Origin of the sequence: Flavivirga rizhaonensis, assembly GCF_004791695.1 — a bacterium.
In the GTDB taxonomy this organism is placed as follows: domain Bacteria; phylum Bacteroidota; class Bacteroidia; order Flavobacteriales; family Flavobacteriaceae; genus Flavivirga; species Flavivirga rizhaonensis.
On record NZ_SRSO01000010.1, the window covers coordinates 1 to 18,894 of the forward strand.

General features: G+C 31.6%; 17 protein-coding genes, 1 tRNA gene and 2 pseudogenes. 11 read left to right on the top strand and 9 right to left on the bottom strand.

Translation table 11 applies throughout. The annotated features are described in order from the left end of the window. The 4 genes and pseudogenes from EM932_RS20865 to EM932_RS08750 all read left to right on the top strand — a co-directional run. On the top strand, window positions 1-227 hold a 227-nt coding region (locus tag EM932_RS20865; RefSeq protein WP_211344273.1), incomplete at its 5' end, for a hypothetical protein. A gap of 386 nt (window positions 228-613) precedes the next feature. Beyond that, window positions 614-1,135: a hypothetical protein gene (locus tag EM932_RS08740; RefSeq protein ID WP_135876810.1), complete on the top strand. Its 522-nt coding sequence runs from the start codon at window positions 614-616 to the stop codon at window positions 1,133-1,135. Between the two features lie 148 nt (window positions 1,136-1,283). After that, complete coding sequence (locus tag EM932_RS08745; protein ID WP_135876811.1) at window positions 1,284-1,526, top strand: type II toxin-antitoxin system ParD family antitoxin; 243 nt, start codon at window positions 1,284-1,286, stop codon at window positions 1,524-1,526. 17 nt (window positions 1,527-1,543) lie between these two features. Further along, window positions 1,544-1,825: pseudogene (locus EM932_RS08750) on the top strand (type II toxin-antitoxin system RelE/ParE family toxin). 124 nt (window positions 1,826-1,949) lie between these two features. Here the strand turns inward: EM932_RS08750 and EM932_RS21470 are convergent. The 7 genes and pseudogenes from EM932_RS21470 to EM932_RS08775 all read right to left on the bottom strand — a co-directional run bounded on the left by EM932_RS21470 (window position 1,950) and on the right by EM932_RS08775 (window position 7,926). Then, window positions 1,950-2,387, bottom strand: a pseudogene (locus EM932_RS21470) (transposase). 4 nt (window positions 2,388-2,391) lie between these two features. Next, window positions 2,392-2,700, bottom strand: coding sequence for a transposase (locus EM932_RS21205; RefSeq protein ID WP_317129363.1), 309 nt, complete (start codon window positions 2,698-2,700; stop codon window positions 2,392-2,394). Further along, window positions 2,604-2,960, bottom strand: coding sequence for a transposase (locus EM932_RS21210; protein WP_317129366.1), 357 nt, complete (start codon window positions 2,958-2,960; stop codon window positions 2,604-2,606). Before EM932_RS21210 ends, EM932_RS21205 begins: the two co-directional genes overlap by 97 nt. 243 nt (window positions 2,961-3,203) lie before the next feature. Next, window positions 3,204-3,285, bottom strand: a tRNA-Tyr gene (locus EM932_RS08760). A 60-nt stretch (window positions 3,286-3,345) separates the two neighbouring features. Further along, window positions 3,346-6,063: a TonB-dependent receptor gene (locus tag EM932_RS08765; protein WP_135876812.1), complete on the bottom strand. Its 2,718-nt coding sequence runs from the start codon at window positions 6,061-6,063 to the stop codon at window positions 3,346-3,348. A gap of 35 nt (window positions 6,064-6,098) precedes the next feature. Then, window positions 6,099-6,968 carry a GLPGLI family protein gene (locus EM932_RS08770; RefSeq protein WP_246040981.1) on the bottom strand — a complete coding sequence of 290 codons (870 nt, stop codon included), beginning with the start codon at window positions 6,966-6,968 and terminating at the stop codon, window positions 6,099-6,101. A 112-nt stretch (window positions 6,969-7,080) separates the two neighbouring features. Next, the gene (locus tag EM932_RS08775) at window positions 7,081-7,926 is read right to left on the bottom strand and encodes a GLPGLI family protein (RefSeq protein WP_135876814.1); all 846 of its coding nucleotides are present in this window, start codon (window positions 7,924-7,926) and stop codon (window positions 7,081-7,083) included. A 122-nt stretch (window positions 7,927-8,048) separates the two neighbouring features. On the opposite strand from EM932_RS08775, the gene EM932_RS08780 reads away from it, so the two are divergent. The 4 genes from EM932_RS08780 (at window position 8,049) to EM932_RS08795 (ending at window position 11,770) form a co-directional block, all read left to right on the top strand. Further along, entirely contained in the window at window positions 8,049-9,560 is a 1,512-nt protein-coding gene (locus tag EM932_RS08780; RefSeq protein WP_135876815.1) for a sensor histidine kinase, read from the top strand. Beyond that, entirely contained in the window at window positions 9,553-10,236 is a 684-nt protein-coding gene (locus tag EM932_RS08785) for a response regulator transcription factor (RefSeq protein ID WP_135876816.1), read from the top strand. Before EM932_RS08780 ends, EM932_RS08785 begins: the two co-directional genes overlap by 8 nt. A 134-nt stretch (window positions 10,237-10,370) precedes the next feature. Further along, window positions 10,371-11,150, top strand: a complete 780-nt coding sequence (locus tag EM932_RS08790) for a hypothetical protein (protein WP_135876817.1) — start codon at window positions 10,371-10,373, stop codon at window positions 11,148-11,150. A 5-nt stretch (window positions 11,151-11,155) separates the two neighbouring features. After that, the gene (locus EM932_RS08795) at window positions 11,156-11,770 is read left to right on the top strand and encodes a deoxynucleoside kinase (RefSeq protein WP_135876818.1); all 615 of its coding nucleotides are present in this window, start codon (window positions 11,156-11,158) and stop codon (window positions 11,768-11,770) included. 108 nt (window positions 11,771-11,878) lie between these two features. Here EM932_RS08795 and EM932_RS08800 read toward each other — a convergent pair whose 3' ends face one another. Next, window positions 11,879-12,490, bottom strand: a complete 612-nt coding sequence (locus EM932_RS08800; RefSeq protein WP_135876819.1) for a hypothetical protein — start codon at window positions 12,488-12,490, stop codon at window positions 11,879-11,881. Between the two features lie 272 nt (window positions 12,491-12,762). Continuing rightward, a complete protein-coding gene (locus EM932_RS08805; RefSeq protein ID WP_135876820.1) occupies window positions 12,763-13,092 on the bottom strand; it encodes a YegP family protein in 330 nt (109 codons plus the stop codon). 712 nt (window positions 13,093-13,804) lie between these two features. Here EM932_RS08805 and EM932_RS08810 point away from each other — a divergent pair. From EM932_RS08810 to EM932_RS08820, 3 genes are all read left to right on the top strand, one after another. Beyond that, the gene (locus tag EM932_RS08810; RefSeq protein ID WP_135876821.1) at window positions 13,805-16,132 is read left to right on the top strand and encodes a glycoside hydrolase family 31 protein; all 2,328 of its coding nucleotides are present in this window, start codon (window positions 13,805-13,807) and stop codon (window positions 16,130-16,132) included. 865 nt (window positions 16,133-16,997) lie between these two features. Then, on the top strand, window positions 16,998-17,195 hold the full coding sequence (locus EM932_RS08815) for a hypothetical protein (RefSeq protein ID WP_145988296.1): 198 nt from the start codon (window positions 16,998-17,000) through the stop codon (window positions 17,193-17,195). 725 nt (window positions 17,196-17,920) lie between these two features. Then, complete coding sequence (locus EM932_RS08820; RefSeq protein WP_135876823.1) at window positions 17,921-18,781, top strand: helix-turn-helix transcriptional regulator; 861 nt, start codon at window positions 17,921-17,923, stop codon at window positions 18,779-18,781. Window positions 18,782-18,894 lie beyond the last annotated feature (113 nt).

Sequence of the window (18,894 nt, forward strand, 5' to 3'; positions counted from 1 at the left end):
TAAATAAAGATCCATACGAACAAAATGATTTGTCTAGTGAAATGCCAGAAAAGGTAAATGTACTCAAAGAACTTCTTGACAAGGAATTAAACGAAATGAATGCCCAAACCCCTTATACTAATCCCAATTATTCTACAGAAAAGCTAAAAAAAATAAGTAATCGTAAAACCAACTACAGAAAGGCCAATAGAGATAGGAATAAACAAATAATGAAATTGAAAAAATAAATAACGACACCACAACAATGGCCATAGTTAATACGGGTTGATGCTTAACCCTAAGTTTAGAGCTTTAAACCAAGCCCGCCAAATCTTTTGATTTGGCTTTAAAATAAAAAGATAAAACAAAATTAAAATTTTGGCTAAGTACTAGACCGAAAGTTCAGTTCCCTGAATTCCCGTAACTAACCAGAGCCGAGACGTTGTGCAACATTTGAGAGAAACCTATGGGCTGGAATTTAACAGCAACATTTATTAAAGATATCGGAGATTTAGAAATCAATCTTAAATTATTGAATTCGCTGGGTTTTAAAGACTTTGAACTCGTTGGGTAATCTGATTTCAATATTGGACCTGAATTTGGAGAAACACATATTACCAATTATAAAGGTAATTTGATTATTGCTAATGCTTGTTTAAGTTGGCAATTTGCTAAACCGACACAAACCAAAACTGAAAAAAGATTTCTCGAAAGATTTCCAAGCTCTGAAATTATCCAAATCTCAATCGGACACGGACTTTCTTACTGTATTTTCAAAAACGGACGGAAAATAAGGCTACGAGAAGCTGGAGATGAAATTTATCAGGATTTTGGAAATCCATTGCCAGAAGAAATAGAAGCAAGAACTCTTGAACTGATTTCAAAAGAAGATTTAAAAGAAATGCGTGAGGAATTGACCGAAGAGCAAATTCAAAATGAAATGGAATTAGAAGTTACTTATGACACAGCATTTGAACTGACTAAAAGAATTTTCGAAAAAAGATATGATGAACTGGAAACTTCAGAATATGAAATGAGAGGTTTTAAATTTGTGAATAAAGCTGTTGCAAATGAAAAAGATTATGGAAAGAAATCTGAAATGCAGTTTCAAAAATATAAACGCTGCACAATGCTATATTTAATTGCTTGGTCCTAGCCTACTTGGAAATTCCTTCGGAATTTCTGGTTCGTTCCATTTTGCTAAATTAGTTACTTACACACGCAACTAATCATACACGAACACGTTGTGTGCAATTTGGCTACGTTACCAATATTTGGTATATTTGAATAAAATTATAGTCAAAATGGGAAAAAACACATCAATATCACTCGGAAATCATTTTGAGGATTTTATCCGAGAAGAAGTAAATTCTGGTAGATATGGTTCGGTTAGCGAAGTTATTCGTTCAGCTTTGAGACTTTTGGAACGAGAAGAAAAAAAGGAGAGAGAACTGATTAAAGCACTTGAAGTCGGCGAACAAAGTGGATTTGTTGAAAATTTTGACCCTAAACAAAATCTGGCTGAATTACATCGTCAACACTTATAAGTAAAAACAAATATCGAATAAGTAAACAAGCGATTGATGATTTAAATGATATTTGGGTTTATACTTTTCATAAATGGACTAAAAAGCAAGCCGACAGATATTACGACTTAATAATCGACGAGATTGAATTTATAGCGGACAACTATCTGATTGAAAAATCCGTAGAACAAACTCGAAAGAACTATTGAGTAACGAAAATCAAATCGCATCTGATTTTTTACAGAAAAGTTGAAAATGAAATTGTGGAAATCGTTAGAATTCTGCATCAGAGAATGGATATTAAAAAGCGACTGAAATAAAAAACTGCACACAACAATGGTAGCCATTGCACAAGCCCAACAAAATGATAAAAAGGAGTTTTCTAGCTCCTTTTTAAGAGGTCTAATCTATTTAGGACAAAATACTAAGCCGATATAGCATTGCTCATACGCGCTTAATTTCAAACCTACAGCCATGTTTTAAACTTTGACAAAAGACAAACGGTATTCCTGCATCGCCTAGCACTGTTTTAGAAGTGAACTTCAGGTATTTCTTTAAATTATAAGCAATGGCAGAGAGGTGCATTACTTTGTTGGCCTGTTTTAACCCCAAAGTATTTATCTTTCGGAGCCCTAAAAACTGAGTGAGCGTTCCAAATAAAGGTTCCACGGTACTCTGTCGCTTTCCTTTCATGTAGCTGCCTCTCGGACTTGTTTACCCGGACGTTATTACGCTCATACGCTCACGATAAAAGGTCACCGTAAATTTCTTCTCCTGAGCCGATCTGCCTAAGCATTGCGATCGTATTGGGCAGTCTACACAAACATGCTTTAATGCTCTATATTCCTTCTTTTTCGTATGGTCCTTTTTCTCAAAAAACACCTTTTTAAAGGGAATGATTTTTCCCTGTGGACAGGTGTAACAATCCTTCTCTTTGTGATACCCAAACCCGTCCGGACCACCTTTGCAAGTACCGTGGGGCGGGATATAACTGCACGGTCCCTTTTCGTTCTAAAAAAGCATAGTTCTCTCCACTGCTATAGCCCGTATCGGCAATGCAATCATGCCACAGCAAGCCCTGTTTATGCAGGCGTTTTTCTAAGCGGTCACAGATATCGCGCAAACACTGGCTGTCCTTCCCATCTGCATGATACGCCTTGATATCCGTAACCACATGATGGCCGGTACTACACACATGGTCAAAACGCTTGTAAACACCTGTTCAAATAAGGACTCTGGATATAGTTGTCGGGTACGACTAATCCTGGAATGCCACGGTAGTTCTTCATCGATATCATAGTCCAAAAAATACAGGATGTCCAAACGCATACTGCTGTGCCGTATTAAATGCCTGTCACTGATGATATTTTCTATATAACCTACCATACACAGCTTGAAGAAAACAACGGAGTCAATGCTTTTTTGTCCGCTTGATCCGTAATAAGCTTTGGTCATTGGATATGGGAAGTCTAAATCTAAAACAGACTTTAATCTTCTATAAAAGTTGTGCTCGGGAACACGTTCACTCAACTGGAATTGTGCAAATAATTTTTTCTTGATAATCTTTCTTGCCTTGCATAACTAAAGATAATCATTTTATCTTTATATTAGTCTTGTACAACAACCACAGAGTATTTGCTTTAAGTGTATCTAAAAACAAAAAAGCTTGCATTTGCATGCAAACTTTTCTAATTAAAGTGGGGAGAGCAGGATTCGAACCTGCGAAGACATAGTCAGCAGATTTACAGTCTGCCCTCGTTGGCCGCTTGAGTATCTCCCCCAAACTGTGCGCAAATATATTACTGTTCTTTAATTCTACAAATAAAAACATTATATTTTTTTACAACTCGTAACGTAATCTAAACGATAGAAATAGTGGCTGAATGTAATATTCTGTGGCACTTACAGATATACTATTTGTACTGCTATTGTTTTGCGACTTCGTATCAAATAAGTTAGTAGCTTTTATTTCATATTCAAGCTTAGCATCTTTATTTTTTCGATACGATAAAGACGCATTTAAAAACTCATAACTATTTATCGTACCAGATGCGTTACTAAAATTATTATACGAGTAATCTGCTCTAAAAGTAAAAGATTTTAATATAAGTGCATCCACCTGTACTGAGGGTGTCTTAGTAAAGAATTTAGTATTGTTATTAGCCCCTTGGTTGTTATCTTGAATTCTATAGCGATATCTAAGATCAACATTGGGAGCATTTCTAAAATTAGTTCGTACCCCTGCTCTATAGGTTTGTGAAAAACTTTCATTAACAGACTTTACATTTTGCACAAATTGATTAAACTTTGAATAGCTAAAACTACCTCTCAAATTCGCTTTGATTTTCCCAAAGGCACGTTCAAACCTTCCATTTGCACTTAAACTTTCGTCTGCAAAAGTCGAATTAAACGGCGAACTAACTCGTATCACACTTCCTGGTTCGAAAATAGATGTGTTTCTTATATTATCTATGCTTTTGTTATAATTAATATTGGCAGTTACATTTGTATAATTAAACATATTAAAACTAAAATAGGATACATTTACATTATGTGATAAGGCATTCTCTAGTTCTGGATTACCCGAAAACAACGCATTATAATTATTTAGCACCAAACCACTTGCAAATCTCGACACATCTGTAAACTGTGTTTGCATCCTATAATTTAAAATAATTTGCTCACTCTTTTTTAGCTGCATTCTCATATTAAAATCTGGTAGTAATCTGAAAAAATTATCGGTTATCCGATTATCAAACTGTGTGTTTTTCGCACTATATGCATGTGCTGAAAAACCTGGTGTAAATGTAAAAATACCTGACTTTAATCTGTAATGCACACCTAAATACAAATCACTAAAATTATATTTAATATCGTTTGTATCTATACCATTATTAATGGTTGGTGTTGGATTAAACTGAGAATCATTATCCAGAAACTGAAAAATATTTGAGTTGAATTGTTGACTACTCAATATAGTTCCCAAGGTAAAATTGATATCACTCTTATTATTTAAAATGTTCCAATAGTCTAATTTTGCATCTGTTTGATTCGATTTTATACGCTTATCTTGTGCCACGTTGTAATCTAATTGTGCGCCGTCTAGACCTAAATTATTTGCTGTGTCATCATAATTTGCTTTATCTTCTAAAATAGCATTATAAAAAGGATCTTCATCTTGTAATAAATGCTGAACTTCCAGTGCAAAAATATTGGTATCGTTTAGTGTATAGTAATAGTTTAAATTCTGATTAATGCTATAAGGACTCGATTTTTCCAACTGATCAACATCTCCTATAACTGATGAGAAGAAACCTTGATCTTGTGATTCTTTTGATACGCGACCTAAAATATCATAATCTAATTGATTATTGGTGTTAGGCTTATACTTGGCAGATAATTTTAACATGCCCAAATCACTACGTTGAATGGTATTGCTTTCTGTGTTTTCATCGGGAATACCTATATCTGGGTTTGTATATTTTACATCCCTATCTTCTTGTAATTCTGTTTTACTATTAGAGAAGATAGCAAAACCGCTTAAGTCTAATGCCTTATTAGGTGACCAGCTAAAATTTGCTGCTCCAAACTTAGTATTGATGTCTTTTGCTCTATTATTCTGAACTGTTAAAAACCCAAGGTTATTACCTCCTAAATTAATATTGGTACCACTTTGTCTACTCGGTCTTCGAAACCCGCCTGAAAAATTGAAATAATCGCGTCGTGTGAAAGCAATTTCTCCTACATTATTTAGATCAGTAATAACATTGATACTGTACTCTGGACTATAATAAAATAGTCTTGGTTGAAATAAATACAATTCATTTTCATTAGAAGCACCACCACCAGCAGTGATATTACCAAACCAAAAATTCTTTTTCCCTTCCTTTAGTTTAATATTGATGGCAATATTATCCTGATTATTAGTTACCCCGCTTAACTGACCTATTTCAGCATAATTTTTAAGTACTTCAACTTTATCTACAGCATTAGAAGGAATATTTTTTGTTGCTAATTTTGAATCCCCATCAAAAAAATCTTTGCCTTCAACCATCACTTTAGAAACTACTTTACCTTCTACTTCTACATCGCCATCATCATTGATTTCTACACCTGGTAAATTCTCAAGTACATCTTCTAATTTCCTTTCTGTACCTCGGTTAAAAGAATCTGCATTATAAACAATCGTGTCTCCCTTTATGGTCACTGGCATTTCATAAACTAATTCTATTTCATCTAAAACATTATCATATCGTAATATGAAATTTTTTGTAATAGGGTCTTCTTTAATTTCTAATAGTTCTTCGCCAGTTTTTGTGCCTATATAAGTTACTTGAATTTTATATACTGTATTCTTTTTTAAACTAAGTTTATAACGTCCTTTATCGTTTGTAATGCCATAGGAATCCAAAGCTTTTGTTTCTTGATTTATGGCCACAACATTAGCTAACTCTAAGGGATTACCTATACTGTCTTTTACGATACCTTCCAGCTTGATTTGAGCAAGAAGAGAGCTTGTTACCAGCAAGAAGAGTAACGTGGTTATTTTAAATTTCATTACATGTTTTTTGATTGGTTATATACTTATAAAGACTACCTTCTCCTTCCACCTGGACGACCACTACCTCTGCTAAAGTTTTCTCGCATTTCTTCAGTTTTCTTTTTCACAATAGCATGGTATGTTTCTTTTGATACTTCCTTTCCTTTTGAAGGCTTTTTTATATCATCTTTCTCCTCCGGATTCAAGACAATTTTAGAACATAAAATGGTTGTTCTCCCTTCATTAACTTCCAGAATTAAACCTGGAAGCCCCCAATACTCCCCTGGTCCTTGATTTACTGGAATTTGAGGCGTATACCATACTTCGACCTTAACCAAATTAGGTTTTACTTCTTTTGTAGAAAGGTCTTTGGTATTTGCAGAATCCTTTTCTTTACTTCCAACTCTATCTGGAGGCCTTCTAAATCTATTGAAATCAAAATCTGTATTCGTTTTCGTAGTTGTTGCCTTAAAACAAGTATACTTTCCTATTTGTTTTGTTTCACCAGTCATAATCCATTTTAATTGTGGCAAAGAATCTTTAATCAAAAACTGCTTTCCGAAAAACTCTTGGTCTTGCAACAATGTTTGCTCTTTCACGTTCTTATATTGATTGCCTGCTGTAAAACTACTCATCATACTTCCCCAACGTCCAGAACCAGTTCCGGGAGCTTCAAGTTTTTCTTCTTCCTTATAAATAGATTCTATCTGATTAAACGTTAGAATATATGTTTTCTCTAACATGCTTTTCATTCGTGCTGCTATACGTTTTTTTTGGTCTTCGCTCACTTGCCTTCCTCCAAACCCATTCATATCAAGAGTTGTCTTAGTTTGATAATACGCTTTCCCTTGGAAGTTTTTTTGGGCGAATGCCATGGAAAACACGAAAAACAAAACAAGAGTTGCTAATCTTTTAGAATTCATTTTCATTGGAATAGGATATTTTTAGTTAGGTTATTAAAATAATGTTTCTATTTTAATTTGACTAAAACTATCCTATGTAGTTTAATTACTTAATGTTAAATAACTCTTAAAATTATCCGCCTATTCTAATTTCTATCCTTTCACCATCATCGCTATTCCTTTCCGGTCTATAGCGCTCCCTTTCTTCTTGCATTCTTTTTTCAATAATCTCTTCATATTTTTCCTGTGTAACCTCTTTACCTTTTGTTGGTTCGTTTATGGCAACTTTACTTTTAGGATTTAAAACAACTCTACTACATATTATCGTTTCCTGATCATCATGTACTTCTAAAATCAAGCCTGGCAATCCATAATACCTTGCTGGCCCACTATTTACTGGTATTTGAGGTGTGTACCATGCTGTTATTGTTACTTCCTTCATTTGTGGCCCTTCCTCTTGTTCTTCATCTAAATCCGTATCTCCATTAACACTAATAGTGCTTTCTACTATAGCAACCATACGTTTTTTAGTGGCCTTATAACAGGTATAATCACCAATGTTTTTCGTTTCGTTTTCTAGAGTCCAATCTTCTTTTTCAAGGGTGTCTTTAATTAGAAATATTTTACCAAACACTTCATTTTGAGATGTAAATCGATTTTCTTTTGTGTTTCTGTATAAGATATCTGATCCATCAGTAGACACAAAAACCATCTGCATTCCTGCATTTTGAGGCGCTTCTAATTTTTCATCTTCTTTATAAATAGACGCTTCTTTATTAAAATTTAAGATGTATGTTTTCTCAAATTGTTTTTTTAGCATTGCTACCATACGCTGATGCATTTCAGAATTCATTTGCGTACTATCCAGTTTAACATCTAATTTCCTTTGTGTTTTATATGTAGCAATTCCTTGAAAATCCTGAGCGACTATGCTGTTAGAACATAAAAATGCTAGTAACACACCTAATAACTGTTTCATTTTAATTCGTTTTAATGATTAATGCTACAAATGTGGCACTTCATTTAAAACATAATAGTTAACGAGTGTTAACGTGTGTTAACCGATTCGTTTTATAAGGTTTTAACGTTTACTTTTGAGATATGAATGATATAAGATATAGATGGATTTTATATATCATAGTATTTGTTATACTAAGTACAATAAGCGTTCAAGTGTATTGGAACTACAAAAACTACCTTGCCAGTAAGCAACAATTAATTAATAGTGTACAGGCAAGTTTAGATAATGCTGTAGAAGCCTATTTTGCAGATCTTGCTCAAACAAATACATTAACGTTCACTTTTAATGGTGAGTTAAATGAGGAAACTTTTCATAATAAAACCCCGTCAGACAGCATCGTCAATAATATTGAAGTATTTACTAGTAATACTTCTAGCGACTCATTAAATATTGAATTGAATGAAGATATTTATTTATTAAAAGGTTTGAGATCTGATAGTTTAGCTGAAAATGTTTTTAAAGATCTCTTGAAAAAAGAGAAGGGTAAAAATAGAGTTATTTTAAAAAGATCTATGGATTCGACTATCTCACTTCCACATATAAATAACTTTAAAGCCCTCACTTCTAAAGTTTTGATTTCCATGATGCATGATTCTTTACAAATAAATAAAATTGACAGTTTATTATGTAACGATTTTAAGAGAAAAAAGTTAAAAATCAACTATAGATTATCTTATAGAAGCAATACCTCCAATATTGACCATTTTTCTGAAGCTTCTACTAAAAAGGCTTCTTTAGTACTATCATCAAAATCTACTTATTTGTCTAATCATAATGATTTAAAAATTCATTTTTCCAATGAAACCATTATTGTTTTAAAGCATATTTTAACTAGTATTCTTATTTCTACATTACTAGTTTTAGCGGTTATTAGTTGCTTATTCTATCTTTTAAAAATCATTAAACAACAAAAGCAATTAGCCGAAGTAAAGAATGATTTAATAAGTAATATCACTCACGAATTTAAAACCCCAATTGCTACTATAGGTGTTGCATTGGAAAGTATTAAAAATTTTAATGTTATTGATAATAAAGAAAAGACCAAAACCTATTTAGACATGTCGAGTAGTCAATTATCTAAACTCAATATGATGGTCGAAAAACTGCTTGAAACAGCCACTTTAGATAGTGAAAGTTTAGAACTAAAAAAAGAAAGATATAATGTCGCAGACATATTACTTTCTATTGTTGAAAAACACAAAATGCAAACTGAAGCAAAAACGATCACTTACAATCCTCCTTCTGAATCTGTGATGGCTAATCTGGATATTTTTCATTTTGAAAATGCTATTAATAATGTTTTAGATAATGCTATTAAATATGGTGGCAATACAATTATTATAGATTTAACTCAAAACTCGTTTGCATTTTCAATCTCAATTTCCGATACTGGAAATTCACTTACTAAAGCTACTAAAGACAAAATTTTCGAGAAGTTTTATCGTATCCCGAAAGGAAATACTCATGATGTAAAAGGGTTTGGTATTGGATTGTATTATACTAAAAAAATAGTGGACAAACATGGTGGCACAATTCAATTAGGTTTAGATAATACTCTTACAACGTTTAAAATATCATTTCCAAATGAATAAACTCACCACCATACTCTTGGCAGAGGATGAACCTGCTTTAGGGCAAATAATAAAAGAGAGTCTAGAAACACGACAATTCAAGGTTTTATTATGTAATAATGGCGAAACCGCTTTTGAAGTATATAAAAAATCTAATCCAGAATTGTTGGTCTTGGACGTGATGATGCCTAAAAAAGATGGTTTTACATTAGCTAAGGAGATTAGAACTACAGATGAAAGTATTCCTATCATTTTTTTAACAGCAAAGTCTCAAACACAAGATGTTGTTGAAGGGTTTTCTATTGGTGGAAATGACTATTTAAAAAAACCTTTTAGTATGGAAGAATTGATTGTTAGAATTAATAATTTACTAAATAGAACAAAACTTCAAAAAACAGCAGAAATATTACAAATTGGGAATTACACATTTAATTTCACCAAACAAACACTTCAACTTAAAAATCAAAAAAGCACACAATTAACTCATCGAGAAGCACATTTATTGTTTCACTTAATAAAAAATAAAAACCAGGTTTTAGATCGCTCCTTAATTCTAAATAAACTCTGGGGAAATGATGATTTTTTTAGCGCTCGTAGTATGGATGTGTTTATTACTAAACTTCGCAAAAAGTTAAATCAAGATAGTACTATACAAATTATTAATGTTCGTGGGTTTGGTTATAAATTAATTTGTTAATTCGATTTTTGTTGTATAACTAAACTTCTCATTTTATTGGTAGCTAAATAAAATTGAAAATTCCGCTTCGTTTATTTAATCAAAATCAAATTAACAAATAAAAGTGGTAAGGTTTTTGTATTTTTCAAGTCGGTATGAAATATACAATCTATCTTTTTTTGCTTCTATCTTGTTCAATATGTGCTCAAAAGACTATTGAAACCTCCTTTATTAAAAAAACAAATTTTAAAGCTAGCCAACTTGTTACTATTGACAATTTTGAAACCAAATACTTTATAAACAATAATGTTTTTAATAAAAAAGATCCCCATAAAACGATCACTTATAATAATTTACAGCTTGGTAATATAACTACCGCCAATGCCTTTAATCCTTTAAAAATAAATTTGTTTTACAAAGATTTTAATAGTGTTATAATTCTTGATAACCGGCTAGCTGAGATTTTCAAAATTGACTTCAATGCACTCCAAAAATATAAAAATGTATCACATATTTCGACAGGGCATGATAATACTATATGGGTTTTTAACGAGAATAATCAAAAACTAGAACTTTTTGATTATAGAGCGCTTACCACACGTGCTCAAACTGTACCCATTCAAAGTACTATTTTAGACTTAAAAAGTAATTACAACTTTTGTTTTTTACTCACAAAAAACTATTTGTACACTTATAATTATTTTGGAAGCTTAGTTAAAAGAATAAAAAACGACGGATACACCCAATTAGCTGAAAGCAACGGAGATATATTTTTAAAAAAGGAAAACGCTCTGTTCTATTTGAATAAGGGTAGTGAAACTACAATTCCACTATTAATACCAAATTTATTAATAAATGCGTTTTTTGTAACCAACGAAACCTTGTATATTTACGCAAACGAAATCTTACATGAGTACAAAATAAAAATTGACTGAAAATTATGCATATTGCTATTGCTGGAAATATTGGTGCCGGAAAGACCACTCTCACTAAACTATTAGCAAAACATTATAAATGGGAAGCACAACTTGAAGATGTTGTAGACAACCCGTATTTAGACGATTTTTATAATCAAATGGAGCGTTGGAGCTTCAATCTACAGGTGTACTTTTTAAATAGTAGATTTCGTCAAGTACAGCAAATTCGCCAAAGTGGCAAAGATATTATCCAAGATAGAACCATTTATGAAGATGCTCATATTTTTGCTCCTAACTTGCATGCTATGGGTTTAATGACAAATCGTGATTATGAAAACTACAGGTCGCTTTTCGATTTAATGGAATCCTTAATTAAAGGTCCAGATGTCTTAATTTATTTGCGCAGCTCTATCCCTAATTTGGTATCTCAAATACATAAACGTGGTCGTGACTATGAAAATTCAATTAGTATTGATTATTTAAGCCGATTGAACGAACGTTACGAAGCATGGATTCATGGTTATAATAAAGGAAAGCTTTTAATTATAGACGTTGATAATTTAGATTTTGTAGATAACCCTGAAGACCTAGGTAACGTTATTAATACTATTGATGCAGAAATTAACGGGTTATTTTAACATAAAGTTTGCCTAAACCTTATTTAACAAATGTCTGATCTAGTCATTTTTCTATGATTTAAAAACAGGTTTATCACTAATTGTCTCCTGAACTATACCTCTGATGAATTACCACTCATCATCCTGCACTTTATCAGTCAAATAGCTTAAAAGGCTTCTATTTATTTTATTAAGTAACGCTTCTATTTGTGATGAAACCTTTTCGTAACCTTTCTTTATTTTTCCATCTTTAGAATAAAAATTGTGCTTTTTTAAACCTATAGTTTGCTTTTTTTTACTAGAAGCTATTTTATATTTCAATTTTTTGGGCTTAAACCTATATTCACCATCTCTAAATCTTAGCTCTATAATATACTCTAACCCTTCACAACTATAATCTGGTTCTTCTCCAAAACAAATAGCATTATCTGTAAAACCATTAAAGCTAATTTTTTCGCTTGGTTTCGCTTTTCCCATTTCATCAGGATCAACAGTTTTGTCAGTCTTATCGTTTATAATAATGACATCGTCTGCGTCTTTGTATTTTTCAGTAAGCCATTCTTTTGCTTTGGATAGTAACTCATGTCTATCCATTCCTTTTACAATCACGGTGAAATTTCTGGGTTCCAATCCCTTTTCACCATAAACGAACTTGGTATTTTTAGAATGGGTGTTATTATCATTTTGAGCATAAGAAAAAGTCGAAACAAGAATAATTGTAAATAGGATAATATTTTTCATAACTAATTTTAATAATTTAAAACAACTATTATTTCTGTATCCCAAATTTAACAAATAAATTCATACAAACACACAATCTATTTATAATCAATAAATTGATATACTTAACTAACAATTATTATAAACGTACATCTATGTAAATAAACATCTAGCATGTTTTTCCCTTTTAATGTAGAAATTTATTAAAGCGTTAATATTTAAGTTTAAAGCAAAAAAAGAGCTACAATTTCTTGTAGCCCCAAAATAACATATTATGAATAATCTAATTAATCTTAAGATAAATCATCAACGCTAGCGCCTGATGCATTCTTCTTTACTGAAGCTATTCCATTCTTCATGGCACTTGCAGACGAATACATTTCACTGGTACCTATAACTTGTCCATTAATAGCTTTTAAGTTAAAATAAGGACTTCCTCCTTTTGACTCCAAGCGTTCGTATCTTGTATCATCTGTTGAATTTTTCTTTACAGATTCAATACCATTGTTACAGCCAGATTTTGCAGCATATCCTTCACTTGCAAGAATTGATTGTCCGTTACCAGCTTTTAATCTAAATCTAAATTCGCCTCTTTTGTCTTTATAAATTTCAAATTTTGCCATCTTATATGGGTTTAAAAAATTAAGTTTGGTATTAAGACACAAGTTAAAATAAAAAGTCACACATTGTTGAAGAAATAAACTTGTACAAACAAAAAAGCATCCCAATTTTCTATAAACCTGAGTTTCTATCCTAAAAACCAAAATTAACAAACACTTAAAAAAACAGGTGTCTAAAAACACTTCTTAATGGGCGTATAAAATGCAAATAGTCAATTTTAAATACTGTTTTCATTCTAATTTAAAAAAATTAAAACTAGATTTAAATACAACTTAATGTTCACAAATAAAATGCTAAGGATTTAAACCTCTTAATTATTTTAAAATTACAAAACTGTTACAGTGACAATCTATTGTCTAAATAAATACTACATTTGATAATATAATTAATATTTATTTACACCATATAAAAACATTGAGATGATCAGTTACCACTCATTACTTTGACTATTTAAATTAACTTACTCCAAAAACAAAATCTCAGGAAAATCTACTATATATAGGTTTCAAAAAAAGTTTACTTGCAGTAGGGGGGGAATGTTTTTTAAGTATACTATAAATAAGAAACTTCGTTATTTACTTACAATTTAGTAATAATGATATTGAAATTATTTTAGTTGAATATTTGAATTAATTTTAAGAAGTGTATCACAATCAACATGCTTCTTTTGCCTATTTATAGGAATTACCTAAGCCACAATTTAAAGTTTATCCAATGAATTATAAAAAAATACAAAAAACAATAACTACCATACTGATTTCACTCTTATTTTTTAGCTGTAATACTTCCAAAATCACCAAAACCAATAATGGAGTAATTGCTGAAATCACAAACTCTAACGATAAGGTAGATACCAAAATCAAAATCTCGGTACTATCGCCCACCATAGTTAAAGTTGCTACAGCAAAAACCGACTCAATATTGTATGTTCCTAGCTTAATTGCCTCTGAATTTTTAGAAAAAGAAGTTGCCTTTGATATTTCCGAAAACGAAGATTCTGTTGAGATTACAACAGACAGTCTTATTGTAAAGTTGAATCTCCTTAACGGTACTATTAGTTATGCAGATTTGGACGGAAGTTTGTTATTAACTGAATCTGGTAAGGAAATAAGTCCTTACACTAATGATATTATTGGCAATCAAAATCGAATTAAACAAAATTTTAATTGGACAAAGAACGAGGTTCTTTATGGTTTAGGACAACATAATCAAAACAGCCTTAGCCTAAGGAGTAAAAAGATTGAATTGATACAAGAAAACACGAAAGTATCTGTTCCTGTTATCCTTTCTACGAAAGGCTACGGTATTTATTGGGACAACTATTCGCGTACGATTTTTAATGATAGTGGAGATACGTCTTACATCTCATCTGAAGTTGGCGATAAGATTCAGTACTATTTTGTTAAGGGTAATCGTTTTGATAACATTATTGCCAATCTAAGGATGCTCACAGGAGAGGTGCCAATGCTCCCAAAATGGGCATTAGGATATATACAGAGCAGGAATAGATATAAAGATAGGGAAGAACTCATGGGGGTGGTAAAAAAGCAAAGAAAAAAGGGTATCCCTTTGGATGCTATCATTCTAGATTACTTGCATTGGGGTGATCGTGGTTTTGGATCAATGATATTTGATGAAACTGATTTTCCGGATGCCGAAGGCATGATTAACGAACTGCATGAAAACTACAATTGTAAACTTATAGTTTCTGTTTGGCCATCTTTTCACCCATCTACGGAAAATTGGAAACTTTTTAAGAAAGACAACTTCTTACTAGATTTAGATATGGGAAATTTCGGAACAATACATGACGCTTTTAATCCTAAAGCAGGACAACTATACTATGACTTGGTTAAAAAAAACTACTTGGACAAAGGTGTTGATGCCATTTGGTACGATTCTACAGAAGCAGGAGACGTTGATAGGCTTGAAAAAGCCCAATCTTATATGGGGCCAATTGCAAAGCGCTTAAATCTTTACTCTTATTTTGATATGAAAAACATATATGAGAGGCAAATACAAAGTGCGAAGAATAGGATTGTAATCCTAACACGTTCTGCATTCTTGGGCCAACAAAAATTTGGGAGTATTGTATGGTCTGGTGATATTGGTACTGATTTTAAGACACTTAGAGAACAAGTTCCAACAGGTTTAAATTTTTGCATGACAGGCATCCCTTACTGGAATACGGATATAGGTGGTTATTTGGGTGGAGACCCCAAAGACCCGAAATATCAAGAAGTATTTACAAGATGGTTTCAGTATGGAACATTTACACCTTTTTTTAGAGCACATGGGCGTAGAGTTCCTTCTGATACAAGAAGTGGTGAAAACGAAATATGGTCTTATGGTGCTGACAAAGAAAAAATTCTAACCGATTATATAAATCTTCGTTATAGGTTACTACCCTACATATATACCTTATCTCATAAGGTATCTGCAGAAGGGTATACAATGATGAGAGCCTTAGCATTTGATTTTATGGCAGATGAAAAAGTACATGAAATAAGTGATCAATTTATGTTTGGTGATGATATTCTTGTTTGCCCAGTTTTGGAAGCTGGAGCCATTAAAAGAGCCGTTTACTTACCTAAAGGAACAAAATGGTTCAACTTTTGGACCAACGAATCATATAATGGTGGGCAAACTATAGAAGCTAATGCGCCTATTGAAACTATTCCACTATTTGTAAAAGCTGGTTCTATACTTCCGATGGGTGAAGCAATACAATATGCTAGTGAAAAAAATAATGATATATTGGACTTGATGATTTACGGTGATGAAGATGCAACTTTTACCATATATGAAGACGAGAACGACAACTATAATTATAAGGAAGGGAAATTTTCGCAGATACCGTTAACATACACTGCTAAAGATAAAACTCTTACAATAGGTGCCTTAAATGGCGGATTTAATGGAATGCCACATGAAAGAACTTTTAATATATTTAAAATTTCAGAAAAGTCTGGTATATCTACCACTCTGGAAAAACCCTTAAGTGTTAATTACAATGGTAATGAGCTAAAAATAAAATTGTAGATTTAAGTATTTTAATGTTGGTTGGTTTATATAAAAAACGTTAAAATGCTTATCGATTTTGAATATTTTTAGTGACAGGGAAATGCGGTAAAAAATAGTTGGTAGTAATGATAAATTAGACCTATCTAAACATAAAACATTACCCTCTTAAATACAGGATATATTAGGCATTTAAACTTTCCCAACCTTAAGCCTTTTAATCGGTATGCAAATATTTTAAGGCCGTTTTAGCGCAAACCCTTTTCATTTACCTTATAATCTAACAAACGTATTCCAATGACCATCACCTAACCATAATAAAACTTTGTATCCCTCTCCAGATACAACTATAGGGCGAATGTTTCTAAACTTCGAATTTGATGTTATAAAATCTTAATATCTACTATTGTACAAGTAACTCCAGATCATGTCCAAAAGGACACCTTTTTTTAAGATAAAAAGGTTATAAAACAAAAAAGCATCCCAATTCCGATACATCGGAAAAGGAAAGCTTCTCATTGGAATACCAAATTTACTTTGGTATTACTACATCCCGAATTAACTTCGAGAACAACACAACTTCTTTTTATTGCCAAAAAAAGCCCTAATTTCTCAGAACTTTCTTTTTTGCAATTTTTGCGGTCTGGACAGAATCCAAACCTTATATTTTTAAACCATATAAAAACGTGACAATTGTTGACGGTTTGTGAGCTTTTATATGATTTCTATAATGTCAAAATAACTTTCGAGTTGCAAATATATAATTTGTATTGGGCTAAAACAATATAAACCTCAATAAATTTAACAATATGTTATGGCTTTTTTAGAGTTCAAAGTACTAGTCTATTTGTTAAGAATTTTTAACCTCAAACGTAAATGACTTTTTTTGGATAAAATATTGTCTATGGATGTAGAAAAAAATAAGATGAAAGCAGCCACAATAATAAAATATGGAGGCTTAAGCAATATCAGAATTACTCAAGCCCCAAGACCAAAACCGAAAGCTAATGAAGTTTTGGTAAAAGTGATATGCTCATCGGTAAACTATGCCAATGTTGCCCATGTTAAGGCTAACCGTTTTTAATTAGATTATGGCTAGGATTGTTAAAACCAAAGAAAAACAGTAGTGGAAGCTGTGGGGCAAAATGTATCTTCTTTCAAGATTGGAGATGCTGTGTTTGGAGATAATGGAGATACCAATTTTGGAGCTTACACAGAATCCTTTTTGTTGAATTAAAAAATCCTAAAATCGAGAAGATAGCTATTCTCATTGCACAAATGATATTCGGTCTTGATATGTTGTTGCATAGTCTAACAAAAATAACAATGTTTTTTTGGAGGTGGTAAGTACTCCATTGATCAATACCAATGGATTTTTAACCGTATAAAAAATGAAAAAACAATCATGAATGTTTAGATTGTTTGGAAATGGAATCTCGTTAAAAAACTATTGCTCAATAAATATGAGATGAAAGTAATAGTTTGTACAAAATAATGGAGCTCCTAATTCTAGTTAAATATTCCTAAAAACTACAGTTAAAATAGGAAGTAATTGTAAGTTTAGGATATGAAAAAAGGAGATTAAGCGAATAACAAATCATTAAAGTATACAAGAATCGGGTGTTTCGATAAAAGAACACTGTAAGAGAGTATGGAATAAATTCACTGTAAAAAAAACACCAAAACGGATATTTTAAAGTAATTTGACCCAACCTTTAGTCCAAAAAATCATCTAGCTTCAAATGAAGCTAGATGATAATCTGTTAAAGATTCTTTCAACATTTTTTTGAAATAAAAAGTGAAATACAAATGAAGAATAAAATACCTGTAAAAAGGATTAAAGAGCCCAAAGAAAGATTATTTTTTTCAGATTTTATGGGTATTCAGAGTGTTGCAAAAATGCTTAACGGAGCACCAATGGTTGAAAAACTTCACAAGCATGATTTCTATTTTGTTTTAGTGTTGGAGAATGGTAGCGGAAGCCATTTTATTGACTTTATTTCTTACCCTGTTGAAAATTATACTATCTATTTTATGAGACCAGGGCAAGTACATCAACTCACATTGGAAAAAGATTGTACAGGTTTTTTAATCAACTTTAATTCAGAGATATATTTATCAAAAGATAAGGTCAAATCAGAATTATTAAGAAAGGCCAGCGGACAAAATTTTTATCAATTAGAAAAGCAAAAATTTAATAGATTGTATTCTACAATAACTTATTTGTTTCAAGAATTTAATAATAAAAAAAAAGGATTTGAAGAAATTGTAATAGCAAATCTTACTATATTTTTCAGTGAATTGACACGATTTCAAAAGAGAAATTCATTAATTACTGTATCATCTTATTCACTACAACGTATTGATGAATTTCAGCAACTTTTAGAAACACAAATATATACACAAAAAAAGGTGTCATATTATACTAAAAAGATGAATATTTCCCAATATCAATTAAATTCTATAACCAAGGAAACTCTTGGAAAAACAGCTTCTGAAATGATTCAAGAGCAAGTAATTCTTGAAGCCAAAAAGCTTTTATTAGCAACCACTAATCAAGTAAATCAAATTGCTATGAAGCTAGGGTATGAAGATGTTTCATATTTTATTCGGTTGTTTAAAAAACACACCTATCAACCACCAGATACGTTTAGAATTAATTTCAAATAAGTCCTATGTAATTACATTTTTATCCTATTTGTAACACGTTTTGTTATGTTAATTTTGGCAAAGGAGTATGAATTATGCTGTTAAATAGTTAAGCCCCTTAGAAAAACAAAAAA